This is a genomic window from Specibacter cremeus (genome assembly GCF_003946885.1).
In the GTDB taxonomy this organism is placed as follows: domain Bacteria; phylum Actinomycetota; class Actinomycetes; order Actinomycetales; family Micrococcaceae; genus Specibacter; species Specibacter cremeus.
In genome coordinates this window covers 1-23,086 of record NZ_RWKQ01000020.1, presented here as the reverse complement: position 1 = coordinate 23,086, position 23,086 = coordinate 1, and the positions used below count along the sequence as shown (strand labels likewise).

23 protein-coding genes, 1 tRNA gene and 3 pseudogenes are annotated in these 23,086 nt (G+C 68.2%); 11 read left to right on the top strand and 16 right to left on the bottom strand.

The window, feature by feature from the left end:
* Window positions 1–33: 33 nt before the first annotated feature.
* The 4 genes from EJC77_RS09485 to EJC77_RS09470 all read right to left on the bottom strand — a co-directional run bounded on the left by EJC77_RS09485 (window position 34) and on the right by EJC77_RS09470 (window position 4,484).
* Window positions 34–1,428, bottom strand: coding sequence for an MFS transporter (locus tag EJC77_RS09485; RefSeq protein WP_125611965.1), 1,395 nt, complete (start codon window positions 1,426–1,428; stop codon window positions 34–36).
* Window positions 1,429–1,591: 163 nt separating this feature from the next.
* Entirely contained in the window at window positions 1,592–2,866 is a 1,275-nt protein-coding gene (locus EJC77_RS09480; RefSeq protein WP_125611963.1) for an NAD(P)/FAD-dependent oxidoreductase, read from the bottom strand.
* 3 nt (window positions 2,867–2,869) lie between these two features.
* A complete protein-coding gene (locus tag EJC77_RS09475; protein ID WP_125611961.1) occupies window positions 2,870–3,196 on the bottom strand; it encodes a 2Fe-2S iron-sulfur cluster-binding protein in 327 nt (108 codons plus the stop codon).
* Window positions 3,197–3,260: 64 nt separating this feature from the next.
* A complete protein-coding gene (locus EJC77_RS09470) occupies window positions 3,261–4,484 on the bottom strand; it encodes a cytochrome P450 (RefSeq protein ID WP_125611959.1) in 1,224 nt (407 codons plus the stop codon).
* Window positions 4,485–4,604: 120 nt separating this feature from the next.
* Between EJC77_RS09470 and EJC77_RS09465 the strand changes: the two are divergent.
* Window positions 4,605–5,489 (top strand): annotated as a pseudogene (locus EJC77_RS09465) (LysR family transcriptional regulator); the annotation flags it as partial.
* Window positions 5,490–5,524: 35 nt separating this feature from the next.
* On the opposite strand, the gene EJC77_RS20675 reads toward EJC77_RS09465, so the two are convergent.
* Complete coding sequence (locus EJC77_RS20675) at window positions 5,525–5,812, bottom strand: hypothetical protein (protein WP_205787060.1); 288 nt, start codon at window positions 5,810–5,812, stop codon at window positions 5,525–5,527.
* A 132-nt stretch (window positions 5,813–5,944) separates the two neighbouring features.
* On the opposite strand from EJC77_RS20675, the gene EJC77_RS09460 reads away from it, so the two are divergent.
* Window positions 5,945–6,172, top strand: a complete 228-nt coding sequence (locus tag EJC77_RS09460) for a DUF5703 family protein (protein ID WP_125611957.1) — start codon at window positions 5,945–5,947, stop codon at window positions 6,170–6,172.
* Here EJC77_RS09460 and EJC77_RS09455 read toward each other — a convergent pair.
* Together EJC77_RS09455 and EJC77_RS09450 are read right to left on the bottom strand one after the other, a co-directional pair.
* Window positions 6,169–7,338: an acyl-CoA dehydrogenase family protein gene (locus EJC77_RS09455; protein WP_125611955.1), complete on the bottom strand. Its 1,170-nt coding sequence runs from the start codon at window positions 7,336–7,338 to the stop codon at window positions 6,169–6,171. The two genes, EJC77_RS09460 and EJC77_RS09455, sit on opposite strands and share 4 nt — an antisense overlap.
* A gap of 11 nt (window positions 7,339–7,349) precedes the next feature.
* On the bottom strand, window positions 7,350–8,654 hold the full coding sequence (locus tag EJC77_RS09450) for a M20/M25/M40 family metallo-hydrolase (RefSeq protein WP_125611953.1): 1,305 nt from the start codon (window positions 8,652–8,654) through the stop codon (window positions 7,350–7,352).
* 179 nt (window positions 8,655–8,833) lie between these two features.
* Here EJC77_RS09450 and EJC77_RS09445 point away from each other — a divergent pair.
* Both EJC77_RS09445 and EJC77_RS09440 read left to right on the top strand, forming a co-directional pair.
* Window positions 8,834–8,916: transfer RNA gene (locus EJC77_RS09445), tRNA-Leu, on the top strand.
* A 131-nt stretch (window positions 8,917–9,047) separates the two neighbouring features.
* Complete coding sequence (locus EJC77_RS09440) at window positions 9,048–9,803, top strand: DUF2786 domain-containing protein (protein WP_125611951.1); 756 nt, start codon at window positions 9,048–9,050, stop codon at window positions 9,801–9,803.
* 18 nt (window positions 9,804–9,821) lie between these two features.
* Here the strand turns inward: EJC77_RS09440 and EJC77_RS09435 are convergent, their stop codons facing one another.
* Window positions 9,822–10,325: a hypothetical protein gene (locus EJC77_RS09435; protein ID WP_125611949.1), complete on the bottom strand. Its 504-nt coding sequence runs from the start codon at window positions 10,323–10,325 to the stop codon at window positions 9,822–9,824.
* A 213-nt stretch (window positions 10,326–10,538) separates the two neighbouring features.
* Between EJC77_RS09435 and EJC77_RS09430 the strand changes: the two genes are divergently transcribed.
* Window positions 10,539–11,066 carry a sigma-70 family RNA polymerase sigma factor gene (locus EJC77_RS09430; RefSeq protein WP_276309069.1) on the top strand — a complete coding sequence of 176 codons (528 nt, stop codon included), beginning with the start codon at window positions 10,539–10,541 and terminating at the stop codon, window positions 11,064–11,066.
* Window positions 11,063–11,773, top strand: a complete 711-nt coding sequence (locus EJC77_RS09425) for a zf-HC2 domain-containing protein (protein WP_125611947.1) — start codon at window positions 11,063–11,065, stop codon at window positions 11,771–11,773. Before EJC77_RS09430 ends, EJC77_RS09425 begins: the two co-directional genes overlap by 4 nt.
* A gap of 33 nt (window positions 11,774–11,806) precedes the next feature.
* Here the strand turns inward: EJC77_RS09425 and EJC77_RS09420 are convergent, their stop codons facing one another.
* The 4 genes and pseudogenes from EJC77_RS09420 to EJC77_RS09405 form a co-directional block, all read right to left on the bottom strand.
* Window positions 11,807–12,406, bottom strand: a complete 600-nt coding sequence (locus EJC77_RS09420; protein ID WP_125611945.1) for a COG4315 family predicted lipoprotein — start codon at window positions 12,404–12,406, stop codon at window positions 11,807–11,809.
* An 80-nt stretch (window positions 12,407–12,486) separates the two neighbouring features.
* The gene (locus EJC77_RS09415) at window positions 12,487–14,016 is read right to left on the bottom strand and encodes an MFS transporter (RefSeq protein ID WP_125612069.1); all 1,530 of its coding nucleotides are present in this window, start codon (window positions 14,014–14,016) and stop codon (window positions 12,487–12,489) included.
* 62 nt (window positions 14,017–14,078) lie between these two features.
* Window positions 14,079–14,561 carry a MarR family winged helix-turn-helix transcriptional regulator gene (locus EJC77_RS09410; protein WP_164520372.1) on the bottom strand — a complete coding sequence of 161 codons (483 nt, stop codon included), beginning with the start codon at window positions 14,559–14,561 and terminating at the stop codon, window positions 14,079–14,081.
* A gap of 253 nt (window positions 14,562–14,814) precedes the next feature.
* Window positions 14,815–15,677: pseudogene (locus tag EJC77_RS09405) on the bottom strand (IS5 family transposase).
* A 104-nt stretch (window positions 15,678–15,781) separates the two neighbouring features.
* On the opposite strand from EJC77_RS09405, the gene EJC77_RS21535 reads away from it, so the two are divergent.
* Window positions 15,782–16,909, top strand: a complete 1,128-nt coding sequence (locus tag EJC77_RS21535) for a DUF4158 domain-containing protein (protein WP_420820310.1) — start codon at window positions 15,782–15,784, stop codon at window positions 16,907–16,909.
* Between the two features lie 56 nt (window positions 16,910–16,965).
* A pseudogene (locus EJC77_RS21530) lies at window positions 16,966–18,683 on the top strand (Tn3 family transposase); the annotation flags it as partial.
* Window positions 18,684–18,851: 168 nt separating this feature from the next.
* Here the strand turns inward: EJC77_RS21530 and EJC77_RS09395 are convergent.
* Entirely contained in the window at window positions 18,852–19,088 is a 237-nt protein-coding gene (locus EJC77_RS09395; RefSeq protein WP_125611939.1) for a hypothetical protein, read from the bottom strand.
* Between the two features lie 120 nt (window positions 19,089–19,208).
* Between EJC77_RS09395 and EJC77_RS09390 the strand changes: the two genes are divergently transcribed.
* On the top strand, window positions 19,209–19,433 hold the full coding sequence (locus EJC77_RS09390; RefSeq protein ID WP_125611937.1) for an antitoxin MazE family protein: 225 nt from the start codon (window positions 19,209–19,211) through the stop codon (window positions 19,431–19,433).
* A complete protein-coding gene (locus EJC77_RS09385) occupies window positions 19,430–19,759 on the top strand; it encodes a type II toxin-antitoxin system PemK/MazF family toxin (protein ID WP_125611934.1) in 330 nt (109 codons plus the stop codon). The genes EJC77_RS09390 and EJC77_RS09385 overlap by 4 nt, the downstream gene beginning before the upstream one ends.
* Before the next feature lie 103 nt (window positions 19,760–19,862).
* On the opposite strand, the gene EJC77_RS09380 is transcribed toward EJC77_RS09385, so the two are convergent.
* Entirely contained in the window at window positions 19,863–20,519 is a 657-nt protein-coding gene (locus EJC77_RS09380) for a pyridoxine/pyridoxamine 5'-phosphate oxidase (RefSeq protein ID WP_125611932.1), read from the bottom strand.
* A 318-nt stretch (window positions 20,520–20,837) separates the two neighbouring features.
* Window positions 20,838–21,197, bottom strand: a complete 360-nt coding sequence (locus EJC77_RS09370) for a DUF6788 family protein (RefSeq protein WP_125611930.1) — start codon at window positions 21,195–21,197, stop codon at window positions 20,838–20,840.
* A gap of 89 nt (window positions 21,198–21,286) precedes the next feature.
* Here EJC77_RS09370 and EJC77_RS09365 point away from each other — a divergent pair, with 89 nt between their 5' ends.
* Entirely contained in the window at window positions 21,287–22,795 is a 1,509-nt protein-coding gene (locus EJC77_RS09365; protein WP_125611929.1) for an ISKra4 family transposase, read from the top strand.
* Between the two features lie 3 nt (window positions 22,796–22,798).
* Here the strand turns inward: EJC77_RS09365 and EJC77_RS09360 are convergent, their stop codons facing one another.
* Window positions 22,799–23,062 (bottom strand): SUMF1/EgtB/PvdO family nonheme iron enzyme, encoded by a 264-nt coding sequence (locus EJC77_RS09360; RefSeq protein ID WP_276309068.1) that lies wholly within the window; start codon window positions 23,060–23,062, stop codon window positions 22,799–22,801.
* Window positions 23,063–23,086 lie beyond the last annotated feature (24 nt).

Below are 23,086 nucleotides of genomic sequence, written 5' to 3'. Positions count from 1 at the left end.
TCCAGCACCTGCTGCGTCATAGTTGGGCGGGGTCTAGTTTCCGGCGACCTGCCCGGCCAGCTCGGGGGCGTGGCGGCGCTTGTCGAAGATCGTGGCGCCAACCTCCTGTTCGGCCTGGTTTCCGATGCCCAGGTCGATGCCCTTGCGCTCCCGGATGACCAGCACGGCCGCCGTCGACACGAGCGCCATGAGCAGCAGGTAGATCGACACCGCCGTCGTCGAGCCCGTGGCCTGCACCAGCGCCGTGGCGATCATGGGGGCGAACGCGCCGCCCAGGATCGCGCCGATCGCGTAGGAGATGGCCACGCCGGAGAAGCGCACCGAGGCCGGGAACAGCTCGCTGTACACGACCGCCTGCGGGCCATAGGTCAGGCCCAGGCCGAGCGTCAGCAACGCCAGGCCCGTGAACAGCGCCCAGATGTTGCCCGTGTTCACGAGCCAGAACAGCGGGAACACCGTGAGGATCTGGATGATGTAGCCGGCCACGTACGTCTTCTTGCGGCCCCAGATGTCGGCCAGGTGCCCGCCGAGCAGGGTCGTGACGAGCCAGACGACGGCACTGCAGGTGACGGCCAGCAGCACCTCTGTGCGGTCCATGGCGAGCCCGTGCGGGTTCGTCGAGTAGTTGAGCACGTACCCGCCCGTGGTCATGTAGCCGGCGGCGTTGTTGCCGGCGAACACGAGCGCGGCGACGATGACGAGCAGCCAGTGCTTCTTGAAGAGCTCGACGACGGGCACCCGGGTCTGCTTCTTCGTGGCCGCGATCTCCTCGAACACCGGGCTCTCCTCGACCGAGCGGCGGACGATGTAGCCGATGATGATCAGCACGAAGCTGAGCAGGAACGGCACGCGCCAGCCCCACTGGGTGAACGCCTCCCCGGGCGAGATGACCCCGGACATCAGGGCGAGCACGCCGGAGGCCAGCACCATGCCCAGCGGCACACCGACCTGCGGGAACGCACCGAACAGGCCGCGGCGGCCGGCGGGTGCGTGTTCCACGGCCATCAGCACGGCGCCGCCCCATTCGCCGCCGGCCGAGATGCCCTGCATGATGCGCAGCAGGAGCAGCAGGATCGGGGCGACCAGGCCGACCGACTCGTACGTGGGCAGCACGCCGACGAGCGTCGTCGAGGCGCCCATGAGGATGAGCGTGGCCACGAGCATGGCGCGGCGGCCGATCCGGTCGCCGAAGTGGCCGGCCAGGAACGCGCCGAGCGGGCGGAACAGGAAGCTGAGCCCGACGGTCGCGAAGGAGAGCAGGATGCCGACCTGCGCACCGGCCGGCTCGAAGAACAGGTGCGCAAAGACCAGGCCGGCGGCGTTGGCGTAGATGAAGAAGTCATACCACTCGACCGTCGTGCCGACGATGGTGGCGAAGGCAACCCGGCGCTGGTCCCCGGCCGAGCTGCTGTGTGGTGTGGTGCTCATGGAAATCCTTGTTCTGGCCGCTTCGATGTGGCCGTTTCATGGGTGCGACTGCGGCGGGTGGTGATGAAACCCGGCCGTCAGATAGTAAATCGTATCTGATTCTACGGGTCTTGGTCGCGTGCGTCACACGGGTCTATGGCGTTGGACATATCCGGGCGGAGTGCTAGACGGCGGCCGGGGCCGGATCCCGGGACCACGCCTTGAAATCGAAGGTCGGGTCGGCGGCCTGGTCCGGGTCCAGCGTGCGGCCCGCGGCCAGGGCGCGCCGGGCGGCCATGTGGTCGGCAGGGGCGTTCACGCTCTCCACGGCGGCGAGCCGGCCGTCCCGGAAACAGAAAACGGAGAACTTCCCGGTGGCGGGGTCCCCTCGCAGGACCGTGCCGTCCCCCGGTTGGGACAGCCCGGCGATCTGCAGTTTCAGCGTGCCCTGGTGGCTCCAGAACCACGGCAGTTCGTCGTACTCACCCGTCTCGCCCAGGATGGCGGCGGCGGCGTGGCGAGCCTGGTCGGTGGCGTTCTGCACCGACTCCAGCCGGGCCCTGGCACCGAGCCGGGGCTGCGGGAAGTTCGCGCAGTCGCCGAGCGCGAAGATGTTTGGGTCGCTGGTGCGCAACGCACCGTCGACGACGATGCCGTTGTCCACCTCGAGCCCGGCCGCCAGCGCCAGTTCGGTGCGCGGCAGCACGCCGACGCCGACCATGACCAGGTCGGCCGGGTACTCGGCCCCGCTGCCGGCCACGGCCGCCGTCACGTGACCGTCGGTGCCGACGAATGCGGCGATGCCATCGCCCAGGCGCAGGTCGATGCCGTCGCGGACATGGGCCGCGGCGATGTGGCCCGACATCGTGGCGCTGACGGCCCGCCCGAGCGGCCGGGGGCCGTATTCGAGCACCGTCACGTTGGCCCCGCGCGCGGCCGCGGCGGCCGCGAATTCGAGTCCGATGAACCCGGCCCCGATCACCACGACGTTGGCGGCGCGGCCGAGGTGCGCATGGACCCGTTCCGCATCGTCGAGCGTGCGCAGCCCGTGGATGCCCGCCAGGCCACTGCCGGGCACAGCCAGGGGCCGGTTCCGTGCGCCGGTCGCGAGCACCAGCGTCGTGTAGCGAAGCGTCGTGCCGTCGGCCGCGGCGACGGTGCGGGCGTGCCGGTCGACGGCGGTGACGGCCACGCCGTGGCGGGCATCGACGTCGTGCTCCAGGAAGAACCTCGCGGCCCGCAACGGCAGCGGTTCCGGGTCAGCACCCGCGGCCAGGTAGTCCTTGGACAGCGGCGGCCGCTGGTAGGGGGCGTGCGGCTCCTCGCCGAAGACCGTGATGGCCCCCGCGTAGCCGCCGGCGCGGAGCGAGTCGATGAGTTGCATGCCGGCCTGGCCGTTGCCGACGACGACGACGTGCCCGCCCGGGTGCCCGGGTGCGGGGTGCGCTGGCGTGGGCATGGCCTAGACCTGGCTTCCGGGCACGTCGACCTCGAGCGTGTCCAGGCCCTCGCCAAGCGTCACCTGACAGCCGAGCCGGCTGCGCCGCGGGTCGCGCGGGTCCGCCGTGCAATCGAGCATCTCGTCCTCGTCGTCGCCGATTTCGGGCAGGACGGCCAGGTAGCCGGGGCGGACGTAGACGTGGCAGGTGGCGCACATGGCCTGGCCGCCGCACTCGCCGACGATGCCGCGGACGCCGTTGCTGACGGCGGCGCGCATCACCGAGGTGCCGGGGGCGACGTCAAGCGTGTCGACGGCGCCGTCGCCGTGGTGGAACGTGATGGTGGACATGGAATCCCCCTGTTGGGTTCGAGTGCTTGTTGGGTTGGAGTGGGCGTGTGGTTGGGCGGTGGGGTCAGTCCCACAGCACGGGCAGCGCCGTCATGCCGCGGAACACCCAGCCGGCGTCGACGGCCGGATTGTCCGGGTCCAGGCGCAGGTTGGGCAGCTGGGCGAACAGCTGTGGCAGCGCGACGTCGGCCACCGACGAGCGGGCCACCCACGTGCCGGCGCAGAAGTGGTTGCCGCCGCCGAACGCCAGGTGCGGCACCTTCTCCCGGTTGATGTCGAACGCCTCCGGGTCGGCGAACTTCGCCGGGTCGCGGTTCGCCGCGCCGATGACGACGCCAAGCCGGGCGCCCTTGGGCAGGAACACGCCCTCCAGCACCGTGTCACGGGTCGTCTGCCGCGGGTACATGCCGATGGGGGCGACCCAGCGGACGGCCTCCTCGAACGCGCGCGGGAACAGGGACGTGTCCGCCAGCACCTGGTCGCGCTGCCCCGGGTGGTCCAGGAGCGCCCACACGGCGACGCCCAGCACGTCCCGCGGTTCGTTCAGGCCGCCGCCGATCGTCATCTTCATGTTGGCGCGGATGGCCTCCAACGGGATCGGCATGGCGGCCAGCCCGGACAGGAGGCTGGCGTCCGGATTGGCGCGCAGGCGCGGCAGCATCTCGTCGATGGCGTCATCGACCTCCCGGAAGGACTGCTCGGAGGCCGCCCACACGGCGGGGTCATCGGCGTAGTTGCCGGTGCCGTTGATCATGGTCTGCGACCAGCGCTGCATGTCCTCCTGGCTGGCGTTGTGGAACCCCATAATGATGCGCAGGTTCTCCGCGGCGTACGGAGCGGCGTAGTCCCAGACGAGGTCCGCGCCCGGGCCGGCGGCCTTCAACCGCGCCAGGTACGTCTCGCTGTTTTGCTGGAAGATCCGCAGCCACGTCTCCTTGATGGCCTTGGGACGCAGCACCGTGCCGTAGGACTGCCGGTCCACCATGTGCTCGGGGTCGTCCTTGCGCAGCATCGAATGGCCCATGGCCCGCTTCATGAGCGAGCCGTCCTCGTTCGCGGAGAACACGTCCTGGTCGTTCTCGATGGTGTGGCACGCGTCGTAGCTGGTGACCATGTACCTGTTGACGGCCGGCACCCAGTGCACGGGCGCCTCCTCGCGCATGCGCCGGTAAATGGGGAACGGGTCACGGAACAGGTCGTCGATGGTTACCCAGTCGGCGACGGGGACGGCGCGGGGCGGGGGCGTCTGTTCGGCCGGTGTCGAATTGGCCAGTGTCGAATCGGTCATCGAAGTATCGCTCCTGGGGACGGCGTGTGCGGGAAATCTCATCCCAATGTGCCACGCGCCATATATTCAGGTAAAGTGTAAAATATTGGCATATATCCATGATTATTTTGAGGAATAGGGGTGGGTGTGACACGGTACACGCTGCGCCAGCTGGACCAGTTCATGGCCGTGGCCGAAACGGGAACGATCTCCGCCGCCGCCGAGCGCCTGCACTTGTCCCAGGGGGCCGTATCCGCGTCCGTCACGGAGTTGGAGCGGGTGTTCCGGGTCCAGCTCACGGTCCGGCGCAAGGCCCACGGCGTGACCCTGACGCCGGCCGGCCAACACCTGTACGCCAAGGCCTCCCGGCTGCTGGCCGACGCCGCCGAGCTCGAGTACAGCACCTCGAGCGGCGGGGCGGAGCTGGCCGGCCCGCTCGTGCTCGGCTGTTACCAGACGCTGGCCCCGACGGTCATCCCGGCGCTGCTGACGGGGTTCGGCGCGGCGCACCCGTTGGTGGACATGTCGTTCGTGGAGGGGACGCAGGACGGGTTGGCGCGGCAGCTGTCCGGCGGCCTGCTGGACCTGGCCGTGGTGTACGACATGGACCTGCCGCCCGGCCTGGCCGGCCGGGACCTGTTCACCATCCGCCCGTATGCCATCCTTCCGCCCGGCCACGCCCTGGCGGGCCGGGCCGAGGTCGGGTTGGCCGAACTGGCGGCCGAGCCCCTGGTGCTGCTCGATGCCCCGCCCAGCAGCCACCACACGCTGCACCTGTTCGAACTGCAGGGATTGGCGCCGCGGATCGGCACCCGGACGAACGACTTCGAGGTCGCACGGTCACTGGTGGGCCGCGGGGTCGGTTATTCGATCCTCGTGCAGCGCCCGGCCCTCGACACCACCTACGAGGGCCGTCCGCTGGCCGCCGTTCCCTTGGCCGCGCCGGTGCCGGGGGTCGCGGTCAAGCTCGTCTGGCCGCGGACCATGCGGCCGAGCGACCGCGCGGCCGCCATGGTGGAATTCGCCGTGGCCGAGTTGGCCGCCGGCGTCAGTGGTCGACCTCAATCATCGACGGGATCCAGTTCATCCCCGTCGTCGTCAAGCTCGTCGTCGTCCTCGTCATCCTCGTCGAAATCGCCGGCGGGTTCGCCGTCGAAGATCACGAGGGGCGTGACCTCGTCGTAGGCGTCGAACAACGCCTCCTCGTAGACCTCGAAGGCGTCGGCCAAGGCCAGGAATGCCGATTCCACGGCAGGATCGTCCTCCCCGCGGCGTGCTGCGGCTGCCACCAGGTGTTCCTCAAGGGCCGTCGTCAAGGCGTTCAACGCTGCGCGCGGGTCAATGCTCATGGGATCGACGCTACCAGCGCCGGGGCCGCGGCGATACCCCTGCCCGGGACCGTGCCCGGAGTCTGGGAAATGGCTGCGGATTGCTGCGCAGGGGACTGGACGGACGGCGAAAACGGGGCAGAATGGAGCGCAATGAAGGAAACATTCCAGTCCCCCAGGCCCGTCGCAACGGCGGACCGCCGCTACGAGTACCTGGTGCTCACCGTGCGCCCCGGCGAATCGGTGCCGGACGCCTACCAGCGCCTGCGCGAACACGCCGAGTACGGCAAGTGGGAGCTTGAACGCAGCCGCCTGTACATCGGCGGAGGACGCAAGTACTGGATGCGCCGGCGGGTGCTGCGCGTCGAACGGACAATCTAGTCGTCCAGCGGGCCCAGCCACGCATTCGCGATCGTGCCGTGCGCCGATTCGCCGTCGGACGGGTGGAAGATGCCGGCCAGCACGTCCCGGTACAGCCGGCCCAGTTCGTTGCCGGCAAAATAGCTGCCGCCGCCGGAGACGCGCAGCATCAGGTCAACCACCTCGCGCGCCGTCTCGGTGGCGCGGATCTTCAGGCCCACCAATTGCGGGAACCACTGCCCGCCGTGGTCGACGAGTTCGTCGACGTCCCGGGCCACGGCGTCCAGCTGCGGGTACAACCCGTCCATGGCCATGGCGGCATCGGCGATCTTCCAGCGGATGTCCGGATCCTGGGCGTACGTCCTGCCGTCGAACTTCTTGGACGTGCGCCGCTGCACCGCGGCCACGCCCAGCTGCAGGGCCCGCTCCCCCAGCCCGGTGTACACGGCGGCCAGCAGCGTCTCGAAGCAGGCGAAGATGGCGAAGATCAGCGGGTCGGCGTTCGGACCGACGGGCAGCTTGCGGAACACGCGCTCCGCCGGGGCGACGACGCCGTCCAGCACCGTGGTGTTCGACTGGCTGGCGCGCATGCCCAGCGTGTTCCAGTCGTCCCTGATGGTGTAGCCGGGCGTGTCGCGGGTGATGAACGCGTGCACCAGCTGTGGTTCGGCGCCGGAGTCGTCCTTGCCGAAGATGCCCAGCCGCGTCCATGCGGGCGAGAGCGACGTGAAGATCTTCGTGCCGGTGAACCGGTAGGAGCCGTCCGGCAGCGGTTCGGCCACCGTGTTGGAGTCGAACAGGACCTCATCGTTGCCGGCCTCGGAGTTGCCGAACGCGAACAGCTCCCCCGCCACTGCCTCCTCAAGCACGTAGTGCAGCGAGTCGTCCCCGCGCGCGGCCAGGACATGGGCGACGCCGGTCCACACCAAATGCATGTTGATCGCCAATGCGGTGGCCGGGGCCGCGGTGGCGAGCCGCCGCTGCGCCGCGGCGGCGAGCCGCAAACCGAAGCCGAGGCCGCCGTCGTCCGCCGAGGCGAACAGGCGAAGGTAACCGGCGTCCCTCAAGTCGACGAGATCGTCGTGGAAGAACTCGTTGCGTTCGTCGTAGCCGGCGGCGCGGGCGCGGATGCGCGCCAACAACTCATCGGGCAGCAGTTCCTCGATTGCCTTCTTCTCCGGCGTCATGTCCGTCGCTCCTAGTAGGTGGACAGCAGGCGGTCGAGCACGCGGGCGCCGAACTTCAGCGAGTCGACGGGCACGCGTTCGTCGACGCCGTGGAACATGCCGGCGAAGTCGAGGCCGGCGGGCAGGCGCAGCGGGGCGAACCCGTAGCCGGTGATGCCCAGCCTGCTGAGCGACTTGTTGTCGGTGCCGCCGGAGAGCGTGTACGGCAGCACGGTCGCGTCCGGGTCCTCGGCGTGCAGGGCATCCACCATGGCGTCCACGAGGTTGCCGGTGAACGGGGTTTCCAGGGACACGTCGTCGTGGATGCTGGCGACGTCGACGCCGGCGCCGGCCAGCTCGCGCACCGTCGCCAGGACCTCCTCGTGCCGTCCCGGCAGCGTGCGCACGTCGACCACGGCCTCGGCCTGGGCCGGGATCACATTGGCCTTGTAGCCGCCGGAGAGCAGCGTCGGGTTGGCCGTGTTCTGCAGCGTGGCGCCGACGAACCGGGCCACGGTGCCCAACTGGTCGAGCAGGACCTGCGGGTCGGCTTCGTCAAAGGCGATGCCGGTCAGCTCCGAGACGCCCTCGAGGAACTGGCGGGTCGTGGCCGTGTACTCGATGGGCCACTCGTGGCCACCGATGCGGGTCACCGCGGCCGCCAACCGGGTCACGGCGTTGTCGGTGTTGATCTGCGACCCGTGGCCGGCCCGGCCGTGGGCGGTCAGGCGCAGCCAGGCCAGGCCTTTCTCGGCCGTCTGCAGCAGGTAGGCGCGCCGGCCGTTGATCTCCGTGGAGAACCCGCCGACCTCGGAGATCGCCTCCGTGGCGCCGTCGAACAGCTCCGGCTTGTTGTCCACCGCCCAGCGGGCGCCGTAGGTTCCGCCCGCCTCCTCGTCGGCGAAGAACGCAAAGACGATGTCGCGGCGCGGCTTGCGCCCGTCCCGGGCCATGGACCGCAGCACCGACAGGATCATGGCGTCCATGTCCTTCATGTCGACGGCGCCCCGGCCCCAGATGAGCCCGTCCCGTTCCTCGGCGCCGAACGGGTCCACGCTCCATTCATGCTTGAGCGCCGGGACCACGTCCAGGTGCCCGTGCACCACGAGGGCGCCGCGCGACGGGTCCGTGCCCTCCATCCGGGTGACGACGCTGGCCCGGCCCGGGGCGGACTCGAACACGGTGGCCGCCAGGCCGGCCTCCTCGATCAGGCCGGCCGTGTACTCGGCGGCGGCCCGTTCCCCGGGACCGCTGTTGTCCCCGAAGTTCGTGGTGTCGAAGCGGATCAATTCCTGGCAGATGCGGACAACTTCATCCTGCGCCGCGGGCGTGTTCACGGGGGCTCCTCGGTGGGTCGGTGCGTCAGCTTCAGCCTACCGCGCCGCTTTTCGGGACCGGCCCGCGCCCGCCCGGGCCGTCGATTCCTGTTTCCGCGAAGAGTCGTGCTATCGTATTTCTCGCTGCAAGGAGAGTTTGCGGAACGGGCAACCGGCGCGCGGATTCTCCCTATTCACCTGCGCGGGTGGCGGAATGGCAGACGCGCTAGCTTGAGGTGCTAGTCCTGGAAACGGGGTGGGGGTTCAAGTCCCCCTCCGCGCACAGAGAGACCCCCGGGAAACCGGGGGTTTTTTCATGCCCTTTTCCAGCCCTGTCGGACCCCGCTGCAAGAATCCGGCCCATGCGGGGAGCGACGAATCGCCCCGGACCCCGCCTCGATCAAGGACCAGCCCATGCACACCACCGCGAAGAAGGCCGCAAAGACCCTCACCCTCATCACCCGGCTGCTCGCCAAGGCGGAGGCCACCGGGTTTCCGGACGAGGCGCAGGCCTTCCAGGAACACGCCGAACGGCTCATGGTCCGGTACGGCATTGAGCAGGCCACCGTCGACGCCGAGGCCGGGCGGCTGGGAAAGCCCCGGGAGGCGATGGTCGAACGGCATTTCCCCGTCACCGGCACGTACCGGGTGGGGCGCAGCCAGGGCTTCACCGCGATCGCGCGCGCGTTCAACTCCGTCCAGGTCCTCGAATCCACCGGCCGGACGGCCAAGACGCTGTACCTGATCGGTGCCGAATCGGATGTGGACCAGGTCATGCGGTTGTTCCATTCGCTGCTCGTCCAGATGGACGGGGCCATGCACGCCTGGTGGGCGGCCGTGCCCTACCGGGACGCCTTGAGCGCCAACGACCGGACCCTGGAGCGTCGGCAATTCCAGCTGAGCTTCCTCCACCGGGTGGCGGAGCGCATCACCGCCCTCCACGCATCGGAGGCGGCCGCCGGCGAGCCGGGCCGGGCACTCGTGCTCGTCGGGCGCCGGGAACGGGCGGAGGAGCACGTGCGGACGCTGCACCCGCGGGTCCGGATCGTGCGCCCGCGCGGGCTGCTGGCCGGGACCCACTCGGCGCACGCGGCCGGGTCGGCGGCCGGGTCCCGCGCCACGGTCAACGAGCGGGTCGGCGGGCACGCGTTCGGGCAAGTCAAGGGCTGAGCCGGTCGGAATCCCGCGTCAGCGCTGGACCGGCGTGTTGCTGAAGCTGCCCCCCCACACGGCCCGCGACCCGGATTCGCCGATGTTGAACACCTGGACGACCGCGAGCGCGCAGATCGCCGCCATGCCCAGGACGACGACGACGCCCACCACGCGCGCGGCGACCGCACCGGCGCCGCGGCGCAGGCGGGCGCCGGCTCCGACCCGGTGCCACAGCCAGACGGCCACCGAGGCCCCGAACAGCGCCCAGGCCCACGGCAGCAGACCCCGGCCGAGCACGGCATGCGTGGTGATGGCCGGCGTCGTGCCGACGCGCAACAACAGCCACTCCCCCGCCTGCTGGGCCAGGAAGACGAAAACGAGCGTGACGAGCCCCAGCCCGGGCGTGACGATGCCGAGCCGGCGGCGCGCGGCGGGCCAGAACATGTGCAACAGGATGCACAGGGCGGTGAGAGGGATGAAGACGGCCACGGCGTGCACCAGCAGGATGTGCAGCGGCAGTCCGTTGAGTTCGTAGTCCATGCCGCAGCTCCCTCGGGTTGGTCTTCACTTGTGCGATGCCAGGCGTGCGCCGGCACGCCGTCGGTGCCACCATGGTGGTAGGTGTTTCGGGCGGGCGGCCACACGGCCCGTCGGAAACACGTAATGCAGGGTCACTGTAGTTCACCGGCCATGGCAATTGCCTGGCGGTGAACCCGTGCGGCCGCTTCTACGTCTTACCGGCGGGAGGATGTCGTGAAGGAACCCGGAACGCGTGACGCAGAGGTGCAGGACGCCATGCGCGCCCTGCATCGAGACTATGCCGGCGTGCTGTGGCGCTTCGTGGTGCGCCTGACCCGCGACGACGCGCTGGCGGAGGACATCGTGCAGGAGACGCTGGTGCGCGCGTGGCGGCACCCGGCGGTGCTGTCGCGTCCGGCACCCGCCCTGCGCGCGTGGCTGTTCACGGTGGCCCGCAACCTCGTTATCGATGAGAGCCGTAGCGCCCGGCACCGCCACGAACGTGGCGCCGCCGAGGTGCCCGAGGCGGCCATGCCGGATGAATTGGACAGGGCCTTGGACGCATGGTTGATCGAGGATGCGCTGGCGGCCCTGTCCGTCGAGCACCGGGACGTCATTGTCCGTGCCTACTACGGGGGGCAGGGCGCGGCGGCCATCGCCGACGACCTCGACATCCCGGCGGGTACGGTGAAGTCGCGCCTGCACTATGGCTTGCGGGCACTTCGCCTGGCCCTGGAGGAGCGGGGGGTGAGCCAGTCATGACCGATGCCTATGAGCTGTGGGACGGCGCCTACGTCTTGGGCGCGCTGTCCCTGCAGGAACGGCGCGAGTTCGAATCGCACCTGTCCACCTGCCGGGCCTGCCGGGACCGGCTGGCCGCCCTGTCCGGGCTGCCCGGCCTGCTGGCGCTCGCCGCCGCTCCGGTTCCCGAGCGGGCCACCGTGCCCCGGGCGGCCCCGGCCTACACTGTGTTCGCCCTGAAGGTGCGACGCCGGCGCGCCCGTTTCGTCGTTGCGGCGGCCGCCGCCGTACTCGCCGTCTCGGGCGGCACGGCCGTCGTCACCGCGTCGCTGGTGCCGGGCACGGCCCCGTCGGCAACCGTGGCCAGGGCCGGTACCGTGCTGCACTTCGCGGCGCCCGCCGGCGCACCTCTGCCCGGGCTGTTGACCGCGACCGGCCGGCTGGTGCCCGAAGCGTGGGGCACCACGATCGAGTGGACGTGCACGTATGCGAATGCGGCCACCGACCCGGCCGGTTATGCCGACAGGACGTCCGACGCGGCCGCCTACGAGCTCGTGGTGATCGACCGCACCGGGGCGCGCACGACCGTGGCCAGCTGGTGGGCCGGCCCCGGCGCCACCGTCAGCCCGCGGGCCGCCACGTCGATCCCCGCCCGGGACATCTCCCGGGTGGAGATCACGGCGGCCGGCTCGGTTACCCCACTGCTCATGGCGGAACCCGCGGCGTGAGCGCCGCGGGTTCCCGTCACGAAACGGCCGGTGTCAGTACCCGTTGTTGGCCGGCGCCGACGTCGAGGTGCTGGTCGCACCGATCTTGGCACCGTCGGGTCCGACGACCCACCAGATCCCGGTGAAACCCTGCCCCTTCACGTCGCCGGGATTGGTATCCGGTACGTACGTGTACAGCGGCAACCCGTTCAGCGTGACCTGCCGGGTGCCGTCGCTGCGCATGAATGTTCCCACCGTCCCGGTGACGTCCATGACCGCGGGCGTGCCGGTCGCCGTCGTCGTGACCGCCGGCCACAGCGCCGCGCACGGGCCGGTGCAGGCGCTGGTGCCGGCCCCGGCCTTGTCATTGTCGAAGACGTAGACGGTCATTCCGGCCGAATTCACGACGATCGTGCCGAGCGAGGTCTGCCGGGTCGACAGTACCGCGGCCCCGGTGGCCGGCGGTGTCGACATGCCGGTCTCCGGCGTCGTCATGCCCGGCGATGCCGACTGGCTCGGGGGCGCCGAACTGGTGCCCGGACCCGACGGCTGGCCCTGCGAGCATCCCGCCGCTGCCGCAATGAGGACCGCGGCCCCGGCCGCAAGCTGCAAAAGGCGCCCGGCGCCCCACCTTGTTCCCGTGTGTGTGGTCATGACCCGTGTTTCCCGTCTTCCATGCGGCACGCCTGCGTGGCCATCCGCTATGGACTAGACGAGGCGGGTGCCGCACGGGTTCACCGGCCGCGCGCACCCGGCTGCTTCATGTCCACCACGTCGATGGTGCGCCGCAGCGGGATCTCCTTGATGAACAGCACGGCGATGAGGGCCACGACGGCGATGACGGCGCTGATCGCGAAGATCATGGCGGCGCCGTCACCGTAGGCGGCCCGGACGATGATCTTGACCGGTTCCGGCATGGTGGACAGGTCCAGCTGCGCGCCGCCCCCGCCGGCGGGGGCGTGGATCCCTATCGCGGCCAGCCCCTCGGTGACGAGGGTGGTGACCCTGGTGCCCATCATGGCGCCGAGCACGGCGACACCGGCCGCGCCACCGACGGTACGGAAGAATGCGACGGAACCGGACGCGGCACCGATGTCCTTCGCGGCCACGGTGTTCTGCACGGCCAGGACCAGGTTCTGCATCATCATGCCCAGGCCCAGGCCGAACACGAACGTGTACACGCCCACGAGCGTCAGCGACGTGTCGTGGCTGAGGGTGCCGGACAGGCCCAGGCCGATGATCAGCAGGGCGGCGCCGGCCACGAGGAACCGCTTCCACTTGCCGTAGCGCGTGACCAGTTGCCCGGAGATGACGGCGCCGGCCAGGTTGCCGGCGATCATGGGCAGGGTCAGCAGGCCCGCCTCGGTGGGGGTGGCGCCGCGGGACACCTGGTAGTACTGGCCCAGGAACGTGGAGGACGCGAACATGGCGATGCCCACGGAGACCGAGGCGATGATGGCCAGGGCCGTGGTGCGCTGGCGGACGATCTTCAGCGGGATGATCGGCTGGGACACCTTGGTCTCGACGAAGAGCAGCGCGGCCAGGAGCAGGATGCTGCCACCGACCATGAGCGCGGACTCGGCCGAGATCCAGTCGTAGTAGCCTGCCTGGCCAGCGAACGACACCCAGATGAGCAGCAGGCTCACGCCGGAGGTGAGCAGCACGGAACCGGCCCAGTCGATCTTCGCCGGGCGGCGGACGTGCTTGATCTTCAGCGTGACCTGCAGCAGGATCAGCGAGATGACGGCCAGCGGCACGCAAACGAAGAACGTCCAGCGCCAGCCCAGCGGGCTGTCCACGATGTAACCGCCGAGCAGCGGGCCGCCGGCGGTGCCGACGGCCATGACGGCGCCCATGTAGCCGGAGTACCGGCCGCGCTCACGCGGCGGGATGATGGTGCCGATGATCGCCTGCGCCAGCGCGGTCAACCCGCCCATGGCGATGCCCTGGATCACGCGCGCGGTCAGCAGGAACGGGATGCTCGTGGCGAAACCGGCCATGACGGAGCCGGCCACGAAGATGACGATGCTCAGCTGGACAAGCAACTTCTTGTTGAACAGGTCGGAGAGTTTGCCCCAGATGGGCGTCGTCGCCGCATTGGCCAGCAGCGCCGCCGTGATGACCCAGGCGAAGTCCGTCTGCGTGCCGTGCAGCTGGTCCATGATGGTCGGCAGCGCATTGGCCACGATGGTCGAGGACAGGATGGCGGTGAAGAACGCGGCGAGCAGGCCGGTGAGGGCCTCGAGCACCTGCCGGTGCGTCATGGCGCCCTCCTCCACGTGCCCTGCCGTGGCCCGCGCCGGTGCGTCCGTGGTTGGTCTCTGTGTCAAGAATGTGCTCCTGTGCGATGGTCGATCGAGTGGTTGCGGGAGGGGTGCAGGCTGCGCATGGCGTCGGTCAGGTTGACCAGCACGGTCAACGCCGTGGCCGCCTCCTCATCACTCCAGTGCCCGATTGTGGCGCTGAGCGTCTCGGACCGCCTGGCGGCGATGGCGGCGAGCGCCCGCGTCCCCTTCTCGGTGATCGTCAGCAGGTGGGCGCGCTTGTCCGTTTCGCTGGTACGACGGCGGACCATGCCCTGGTATTCCAGCTCGCCGATCTGCCGGCTCAACGAGGACGGGCCGACGCCGAGTTCGGTGGCCATGTCGATGGCCCGGCAGCCCTCGTGTTGGCTGACCATGCGCAGGACCGCCTCGTGGGCGAAGCCCAGGTCCGAGTCGGCCGCCGCGTGGGCCAGGGCGATGTGCACCGTGCGCTGGAGGACGAACATCTCATGCACCAGCTCATGCGCCGTCTCGTCACTGATCACCCTGCCACCTCCCATATAGTTGCTTGTGTCAACCATATACCCATTGGTTGATTAGGGCAACTAACTACCTGGCGAGATGTGTCACACCCCGCTCACTTCAAGCCAACGGGTCTCGCTCCCCAGCCGCTCCCCACCGGTGGTCGAGCCTGTCGAGACCCCTCGCGGCCGTGGGTCCAGGCTCAACCACCGGTGGTCGAGCCTGGACCCGTCACAGTTGGGAGGGCGAGGGGGTGACTAGGGTCTGTCCTGTGAATCATCGGAGCCAGAGGATGGTGGCTGCGAGGAGGATTTCGGAGCAGTGGTACGCGGCGCGCTTGGCGTAGCGGGTGGCGAGGTCGCGAAACTGCTTGAGCCGGTTGAAGCAGCGCTCGACGACGTTGCGGCGCTTGTATTCCTCCTTGTCGAAGTCCGGGGGCCGGCCTCCCGCGCGTCCCTTGGCGGCCCGGCGGGCCACCTGGTCGGACCGTTCGGGGCTGGTGAACCGGATGTGCCGTGCCCGCAGGGCCGCCCGGGTAGAGGGATGCGAATACGCCTTGTCCGCCAGGACCGCCTCGGGCCGGGACCGAGGCCAGCCGGGCCCGGGGCGGCGGACCCGGATCCCGTCCAGCAGGGGCAGCAGCTGCGGGTTGTCCCCGTCCTGGCCGGGGGTCAGGATCACGCCCAGCGGCAGGCCCCGCCCGTCCACGGCCAGGTGGATTGTGCTGCTCAGCCCGCCCCGGGAACGCCCACTCCCGTCCCCGTCCACTGCGATGGCCTCGTTTCCGGGCTGGCAGCCCCCTTTTTTCGGGCCCCGGCGGCATGCTGGTGGGCCCGCACGATCGTGGAGTCGATGCTGAGGATCCACTCGACCTCTCCGACGGCGTCGTCCTTGACGACCGCCTCGTCCAGGATCCGCTGCCAGGTCCCATCCAGCGTCCACTTCCGAAGCCGTTCGTGTGCGGTCTTCCATGGCCCGTAGCGGTCGGGCAGGTCCCGCCACGGGGCACCGGTGCGCAGCTTGAACAAGATCGCATTGATCACCTGCCGGTGGTCACGCCACTGCCCGCCCCGGCCCGAAACCGGCAGAAGCGGCTCGATCCGTACCCACGCCTTGTCCGTCAGTTCTCCTCGTCCCACCACATTTCAGGACTAACACAACCGGCAACGGATTCACAGGACAGACCCTAGGGCCTGAGGAGGATCGGTACGGAAATTCACGCTAAGGGTCCGGTGCCTGTTGCATGGGTGGCATGGCGGTCGATTTTCTCAGTGATGGGCAGGCCGCCGGGTTCGGCCGATTCCCCGATGAGGTATCGCGGGAGGACCTGGAGCGCTTTTGTTGGGTGGACGATGCCGATCTGTCGGTGGCGGGTCGCCGTCGGGGGATGCGCAACCGTCTGGGATTCGCTGTTCAACTGGCCACGGTGCGGGTCGTGGGCCGGTTTCTGACGGATCCGCTGCCCGTTCCCTGGCCGGCGGTGGAATCCGTGGCCGGGCAGCTGGGCATTGCGGATGCCTCCGTTCTCAGGCTGTACGCGCAACGGGGACAGACCGGTTACGAGCATGCTGCGGAGATTTCCGCCGTTTACGGGTACGTGGACTTTACTGATCCGGTCAAGCACGAGGAACTGAGACTGTTCCAGTCGGCCCGGGCCTGGACGTCGTCGGAGGGGCCGGTGCGCCTGTTCGAACGGGCGACGGGCTGGTTGCGTGAGCGGAAGGTCCTCCTTCCTGGCGTCTCCACGTTGACGGGCCTGGTTTCAGAGGTCCTTGCCGGCGCGAATGACCGACTCTATGCCGTGCTGGTTGACGCGGCCGGACCCGCGATGATCCGGGAGTTGGAGGGCCTGCTTCGTGTCGAGGACGGTTTGAGGCTGACCGCGTGGGAAAGGCTGAGGACGGGGCCTGCGAGGGTCTCGGTGCCGGAGTTGCTGCGGCAGCTGGACCGGCTGACACGCCTGCGGGCCCTGGGCGCGGGGACCGTGGACGTGGAGACGGTCCCCGCGGGCCGGATGAATGCCCTGGCCCGTTACGGGTTGGGGGGTAAGGCATCGGCGCTGCAGGGGTTGTCGGGCCAGCGCCGGGGCGCCACCCTGCTGTGCGCGGTGCGGGCGTTGACGGCCGAGGTCGCCGATGATCTGTGCGACGCCCTGGATGCGATCGTCGCTGAACGGGTGGTCCGCAAGGCGGGCCGGGAATCCACGGCGGCCCGGTTGAAGTCCCTGCCCCGCCTGTCGAGGGCATCGATGCAGCTGGCAAAGGCTGCCAAGACCCTGGTTGAGGTCCTGGGCAACACGGAATTGTCCGGGCGCAGGCCGTCTCGGTGCTGGCCGAACAGGTCTCCTTGCCCGAGTTGCGCGCCGCGGTAGACGTGGTGACTGAATTGGTGAATCCGGACGGCAGCGAGGGCGACACCGCGGCCGAGATGATGCGCCGGTTCACCACGGTGCGGTCCTTCCTGCCGGCGCTGGCAGCGTTGCCGGCCGTTTTGGACGGCCGTACAACCGATCCGGGCCAGGTTGATCTGACCAATCTGTCACCGGCCTGGCAACGCCTGATCGGCACGGAGGGCGAGATCGACCGCAGGGCGTACACGGTGGCCGTGATGGACGCCGTCCACAAGGCGCTGCGGCGCAGGGACATTTTCGTTGTGGGCGGGCGCCGCTGGGGAGACCCCCGGGCACGGCTGCTGACCGACCCGGCATGGGAAGCGACCAAGAACGAGACCCTGACCTCACTCCAACTTCTTGAAGAGCCCGCGACCCACCTTGCCAGTGTCCGCCACAGCCTGGACGCCCGCTACCGGGCTGCGGCCGATCAACTGGCCAGTAACACTGCGGTGCGGATTGGCGATGCCGGCAAGGTTCACCTCACTCCCCTGGAAGCCAAGACGATACCCGAGTCCGTGACGCAGCTGCGGGGGCTCGTGTCGACGATGCTGCCGCGGGTAGACCTGCCCGATGTGCTGTTGGAAGTGAATTCCTGGACGGGGTTCCTCTCGGAATTCAGCCACGTTTCGGAAGGTTCGGCATGGATGGGCCAGCTCGGTGTTTCCGTCGCCGCCATCCTGGTGGCCGAGGCGTGCAACGTCGGCCTGACACCGGTGGCCAAGGACGGCCACCCCGCCCTGACCCGTGGACGCCTTGCCCACGTCGATCAACACTATGTGCGTGCCGACACGCTGCACGCGGCCAACTCCCGGCTGGTCCAGGCTCAGTCCGCTCTTGGTCTTGCCCAGCGCCGGGGTGCCGGCCTGCTGGCGTCCGTTGATGGGATGCGGTTCGTGGTGCCGGTGCCCACCGTCAACGCCGGGGCGGATCCGCGCTCCTTCGGCCAGGGCCGCGGCCCGACCTGGCTGAACTATCTCAACGACCAGGTGGCCGGCCTGGGCGCCGTCGTCGTCCCGGGAACGGTCCGCGATTCCCTACACATTTTGGACGGGCTGCTCGATCTTGACGGCGGCCAACGCCCCGAGATGGTCGCCACCGACACGGCCTCCTACTCGGACCAGGTTTTTGGGCTCTTCACCCTGCTCGGATACCGGTTCTCGCCCCGCCTGGCCGGGCTGCCGAACCAACGGTTCTGGCGCATCGGTACCACAGCGGACTACGGACAGTTGAACGCGGTAGCCGGCCGCAACCGGATCAACCTGGACCTCATCACGGCCAACTGACCGGACATGCTCCGCCTCGCCGGGACCTTGACGGCCGGGACCGTGCGCGCCTCGGAAATTCTGCGCGTCACCCAGGGCGGCGGGACACCAACCCTGCTCGGCAAAGCGTTGGCGGAGTACGACAGAATAGCCAAAACCGAGCATCTACTGGACTTCATCGATGTTGACGAGGGCTACCGCCGGCAAATTCATACCCAATTGACGCTGCAGGAATCCCGGCACGCCCTGGCCAGACTCATCTTCCACGGCCGCCGGGGCCAGATACGCCAGTCCTACCGGGAAGGCCAGGAAGACCAACCCGGAGCCCTGGGCCTGGTCCTGAACGCCGTCATCCTGTGGAACACCCGCTACCTGGACGCCGCGCTCACCGAACTCCGCGGCCATGGCGCCAGTGTCACCGATGAAGACGTGCAACGCCTGTCCCGCTGGTCTCAAAACACATCAACATGCTGGGCCGCTACACCTTCACCGCAGACTCCACGGGAACGCAGCTTCGGCCCTTTCGGAACCCCGACGAAGACCGAGAGACCTGAACCAAGCAACATTGCCCTGAACGTTATCCGTCCCGTTTGGCGAACCCGCCACGGGATCGTGTGCCCATTTGCAGTCAGGCGATTGGTGGTCCCGACACGAATTGGCTACTCGCCCTCAGAAACCTCATCGTTCGCCGTTTTCTCTATCCAGTCGATCGCCTCATCCGAGAGGAAAAATCCCTCTCGAACGTTGTCCCCAACCCAAGAAGCATCTGCCGTGGGTTGGCCCGCCACAGCCATAATCTGATCCAGAACGCTTAGCGGCACAACGTCACCATTGTTGTTGATCAACCATTGTTGGGTTGACGAGTCCAATAATGGCCACCAGTTCTCAATGCGCATGGCCTCATTCTGACACCAGGCTGTTCGATTGGGGAACCGCCTGCGGGACGTCCGCGCAGGATCCGCCAGCGGATCTCACGAACGGTTGTCGACCGGCATCGTTACATGTAACATTGTCGTATGGCAAGCACACGAGAGCGGGTACGCCAACATCGCCAGCGTCTGCGCGAGCAGGGCCTCAGGCCCGTTCAGATCTGGGTGCCCGATGTACGGGCCCCAGAGTTCGTCGCGCAAGCTCACCGCCAGTCGGCCGCCATCGCCGCCAGCGAGCATGCAGCCGATGACCAGGCGTTCGTCGATGCCATCTCCGTCGATTGGGACGCCGAGGCGGAGCCCGGCGAGTGAGGCGAGGCGACATCTACATCGCTGCCGCGCGTGGTGCCTACACCGGCAAGCCAAGGCCCGTGGTCATCGTCCAGGACGATCGGTTCGACTCAACCGCTTCGGTGACGGTGTGCCCGCTGACGACGAATCCGGTCGAGGCGCCACTGATCCGGATCACCGTCAAGCCCACCACCGCCACCGGGATCGGGCAGCCAAGCCAGATCATGGTCGACAAGGTCACGACGATGCCACGGGTGAACGTGCGCGATCACCTCGGCCGTCTCGCCGATGCCGATCTTGTCCGGCTCGACCGCGCACTTCTGGTATTTCTCGGTCTTGCCGATTGAGCCAGCTCGCCCAGCGGTGCCGTGTCGCAAGCGGAACGGTAACTGGGACAGTTTGACTGCTTCATTATTGAGTCATGCAAACTCGGGGCAGTCCCTTACTTCATCAGGGCCACAGGCGTTGCCTGTCCCACGCGGCTCCGGTCCGGATATAGCGAAGGCGTTGGTGATCGCGATTCGGTTTGCCCTGCCAAAATTCTACTGAGCTTGGCACGACTGTCCACACTGCCCAATGTGGAGAACCTGTAAGGCCGTCTGTCTCTATCGCAGCTTTGGCTTCTGTGAGTGCTTCATCTCGGACGGCGTCACCGGCAATGACGGAACTCTGCTGACCGGCCAAAGCAATTGCCCGGGCCTGTGAGTGACGGGCGAGGAAGTCCTCAGCTGACTCGGCTGTCGAAGCTCGTTGCGCGATGCCACGGACACGCACCGAACGGGCCAGAGGGCTCCAGTAAAACGTGAGCGCGCAGTTTGGATTTTGAAGCAGTTGGCGCCCCTTGGCAGATTCATCGCTGGTTGCGATCTTGAACCCACAGTCGTCGGTCACGTCTTTGACGATCAACATGCGAGCATCCGGAACACCATCCTCATCGACGGTCGAGAGCGTGGCTGCGTGGACTTCCGGCACGTCGGCATCGAGCGCAAACCTGAGCCATCGCAGGAACAGCTCACCCGGTGTAGCTGGCACTGAAGCCCAATCGAAGTCCGGTGCTTGCCCGACAATTGAAGGAACCATCCGAAGCTCGTCACGAAGTGTCTGCATCGTCCTATTCTCCACAAAGAAAACTCCTATGGCGAAGCCAGAAGCGTCCGACAGCGGAACCCTCAACGGACACTATCGTGTGGCCGATCCACGGGCTGATCTGAGAAGGTCAATGTTAGAACCGTCTGGGTGTCCAACCTGACGGCAGCATTCCGGTTACTGCTCCGCGTTGAATGTCAGTTTCGGCTGACCAACCTTGCGCTGCTTGCCGAGTATCGAATGGGTGCGGCTCTTCTGGAGTGACGATACAGTGCCCAATTTTTTGGAGCAGGATCCGAACTATGCGCGCGGCGGAACCCCTTCGGACGCGGTGGCAGGCTATCGGGTCTTGCCCGTCTGGGGCGGGTCCTCTTCTTGTGCCAGGGCCTGTAGTGAAACGGTCTCAAGTTTGGCGACCAGGTCCTTCACGCGACGGGCGTTGTCGAACCAGGGCTGGTAGCGGGCGAGCTGCTCTGCACTGAGGTAGCGGGTCACGGTCTTGCCGGCCACGGTATGGGTCCACTGAATGTATGGCCCATGCAATACGGGTGGGTCGGCCTTGCACGCGCAGTTGCGCTTGCCGCAGCGCATCTGGCGCACCACGATGCTGCCCGGCAGCACCCCGTCAATGTCAGCCAGCTGCGCGGCCAGCGCGGTGCGGGTGGCCTGAAATGACAGCTTCGGCGTGTCGGGGGTCATCTGTCTCCTTCGCGGCGGCAATGAGGGAATCATCATTCTTATGATCCTACAGTTCTCAAGCTGTGGGCATCGTCAGTGAGGAGCAGCTCATGCCGGAACACGCAACGATCACCGAGGCGTTCATCGCCAGCCAAACCCAATTCACGGCACTGGTGGACTTCGCCGCAGGCGACACGGCCGCCGCAATGGACCACGCCGACCTGGAGGAGCAGCTGAGCAGCCGCGGCCGCGAGTTGCTGCGCCAGCTCTACCAGGACCACTTGGACCTGCGTGCGCGGCGCGAACGCCGCCTCACCGCGCTCACCGACGCCGCCGGTGTGACACATCACCGGGTCGAGGCCGGCCACCAACGGACTCTGGCGACCGTGTTTGGGGAGGTGACGGTGGACCGGCTGGCATACCGCGCCCCCGGGCAGGGCAACCTGCACCCCGCCGACGCGGCACTGAACCTGCCGGCCGAGAAGCACTCCCACGGGTTGCGGCGTCTGGCCGCCACCGAAGCGGCCCGCGGCGCGTTCGATGAGGCATGCAGTGCACTGACCCGCACCACCGGGGTTGTCACCGGCAAGCGCCAGGTCGAAGCCCTGACGGTGCGGGCCGCGACGGACTTCGCCGCTTTTTATGCCACCCACCGCCAGCCCGCACCGGCAGCGCAGAGCGAGCTGTTGGTGTTGCAGGTCGATGGCAAAGGCATTGTCATGCGGTCCGAGGGGCTGCGTCCGGCCACCGCGAAAGCAGCCGGCCAAGCATCCCCGAAGCTGCCGGGCCGGCTGAGCAAAGGCGAGAAGCGGTATCGCAAGCGCATGGCCGAGGTCGGTGCGGTGCACGACGCGGTCCCGGTGGTGCGCACCATCGTCGACATCCTGCCCGCCACCGATGCCGAACGGGCCGCGGCCGCCGACGGTCCCAGGGCCACCGGCAAGTGGCTGACCGCCAGCGTCACCCAGGACGCGGCCAGTGTCATCGCAGCGGTGTTCGACGAGGCCACCCGCCGCGATCCCGACAAGGCCCGGACGTGGGTTGCGCTCGTTGATGGCGCCAACCACCAGATCGAGCGGATCAGGGCCGAAGCAGCGACCCGGGACGTCACCGTGCACGTCCTCATCGACATCATCCACGTCATGGAGTACCTGTGGAAGGCCGCCTGGTGCTTCCACACCGAAGGTGACCCGGCCGCCCAGGTCTGGGTTCATGCCAAGGCCCGTCAGATCCTGGCAGGCAAGGCCAGAACCGTGGCTACCACTATCCGGCGTACCGCCAGCACCCGAAAGCTGAGCGCCACCGCACGCAAGGCAGCAGACAACGCGGCCCGCTACCTCACCAACAAGACACCGTATCTTGACTATCCCCAGGCCCTGGCCGCAGGGTGGCCAATCGCCACCGGTGTCATCGAGGGCGCCTGCCGACATCTGGTCGCGGACCGGCTGGATATCACCGGGGCCCGTTGGGGGCTGGCCGGCGCTGAATCGGTCTTGCAGCTACGCGCCTTGCGAAGCAACGGCGACTTCGAGGAGTACTGGAAGTTCCATCAACGCCAAGAGCATCAGCGTGTCCACGCCAACCGCTACGCCCAAGACGCCATCCCACAAGCAGCGTGAGCATCACTCCAGAAGAGCCACACCCGTATCGAATGCGGCGCGCGCCAAACGGAGGCCGACGTCGGGGTGGCTCATCCCAGGGGCGCCACCCCGACGCGTCGAGGCGCGAACGCTCCACTGCTTATCGGCAAACCCTCCACCGCGGAATACATGGTATTCCCCGTAGCGGGCCGGATCGAGCAGGTCCCAGCACCACTCCCATACGTTTCCTAGACGAGTAATTCCAAGGGGTCCCGGCGGAGCGTCGAGTGTTGACGCGGGATGCAAGGGTGCCCAGAATCGGCGTTATCA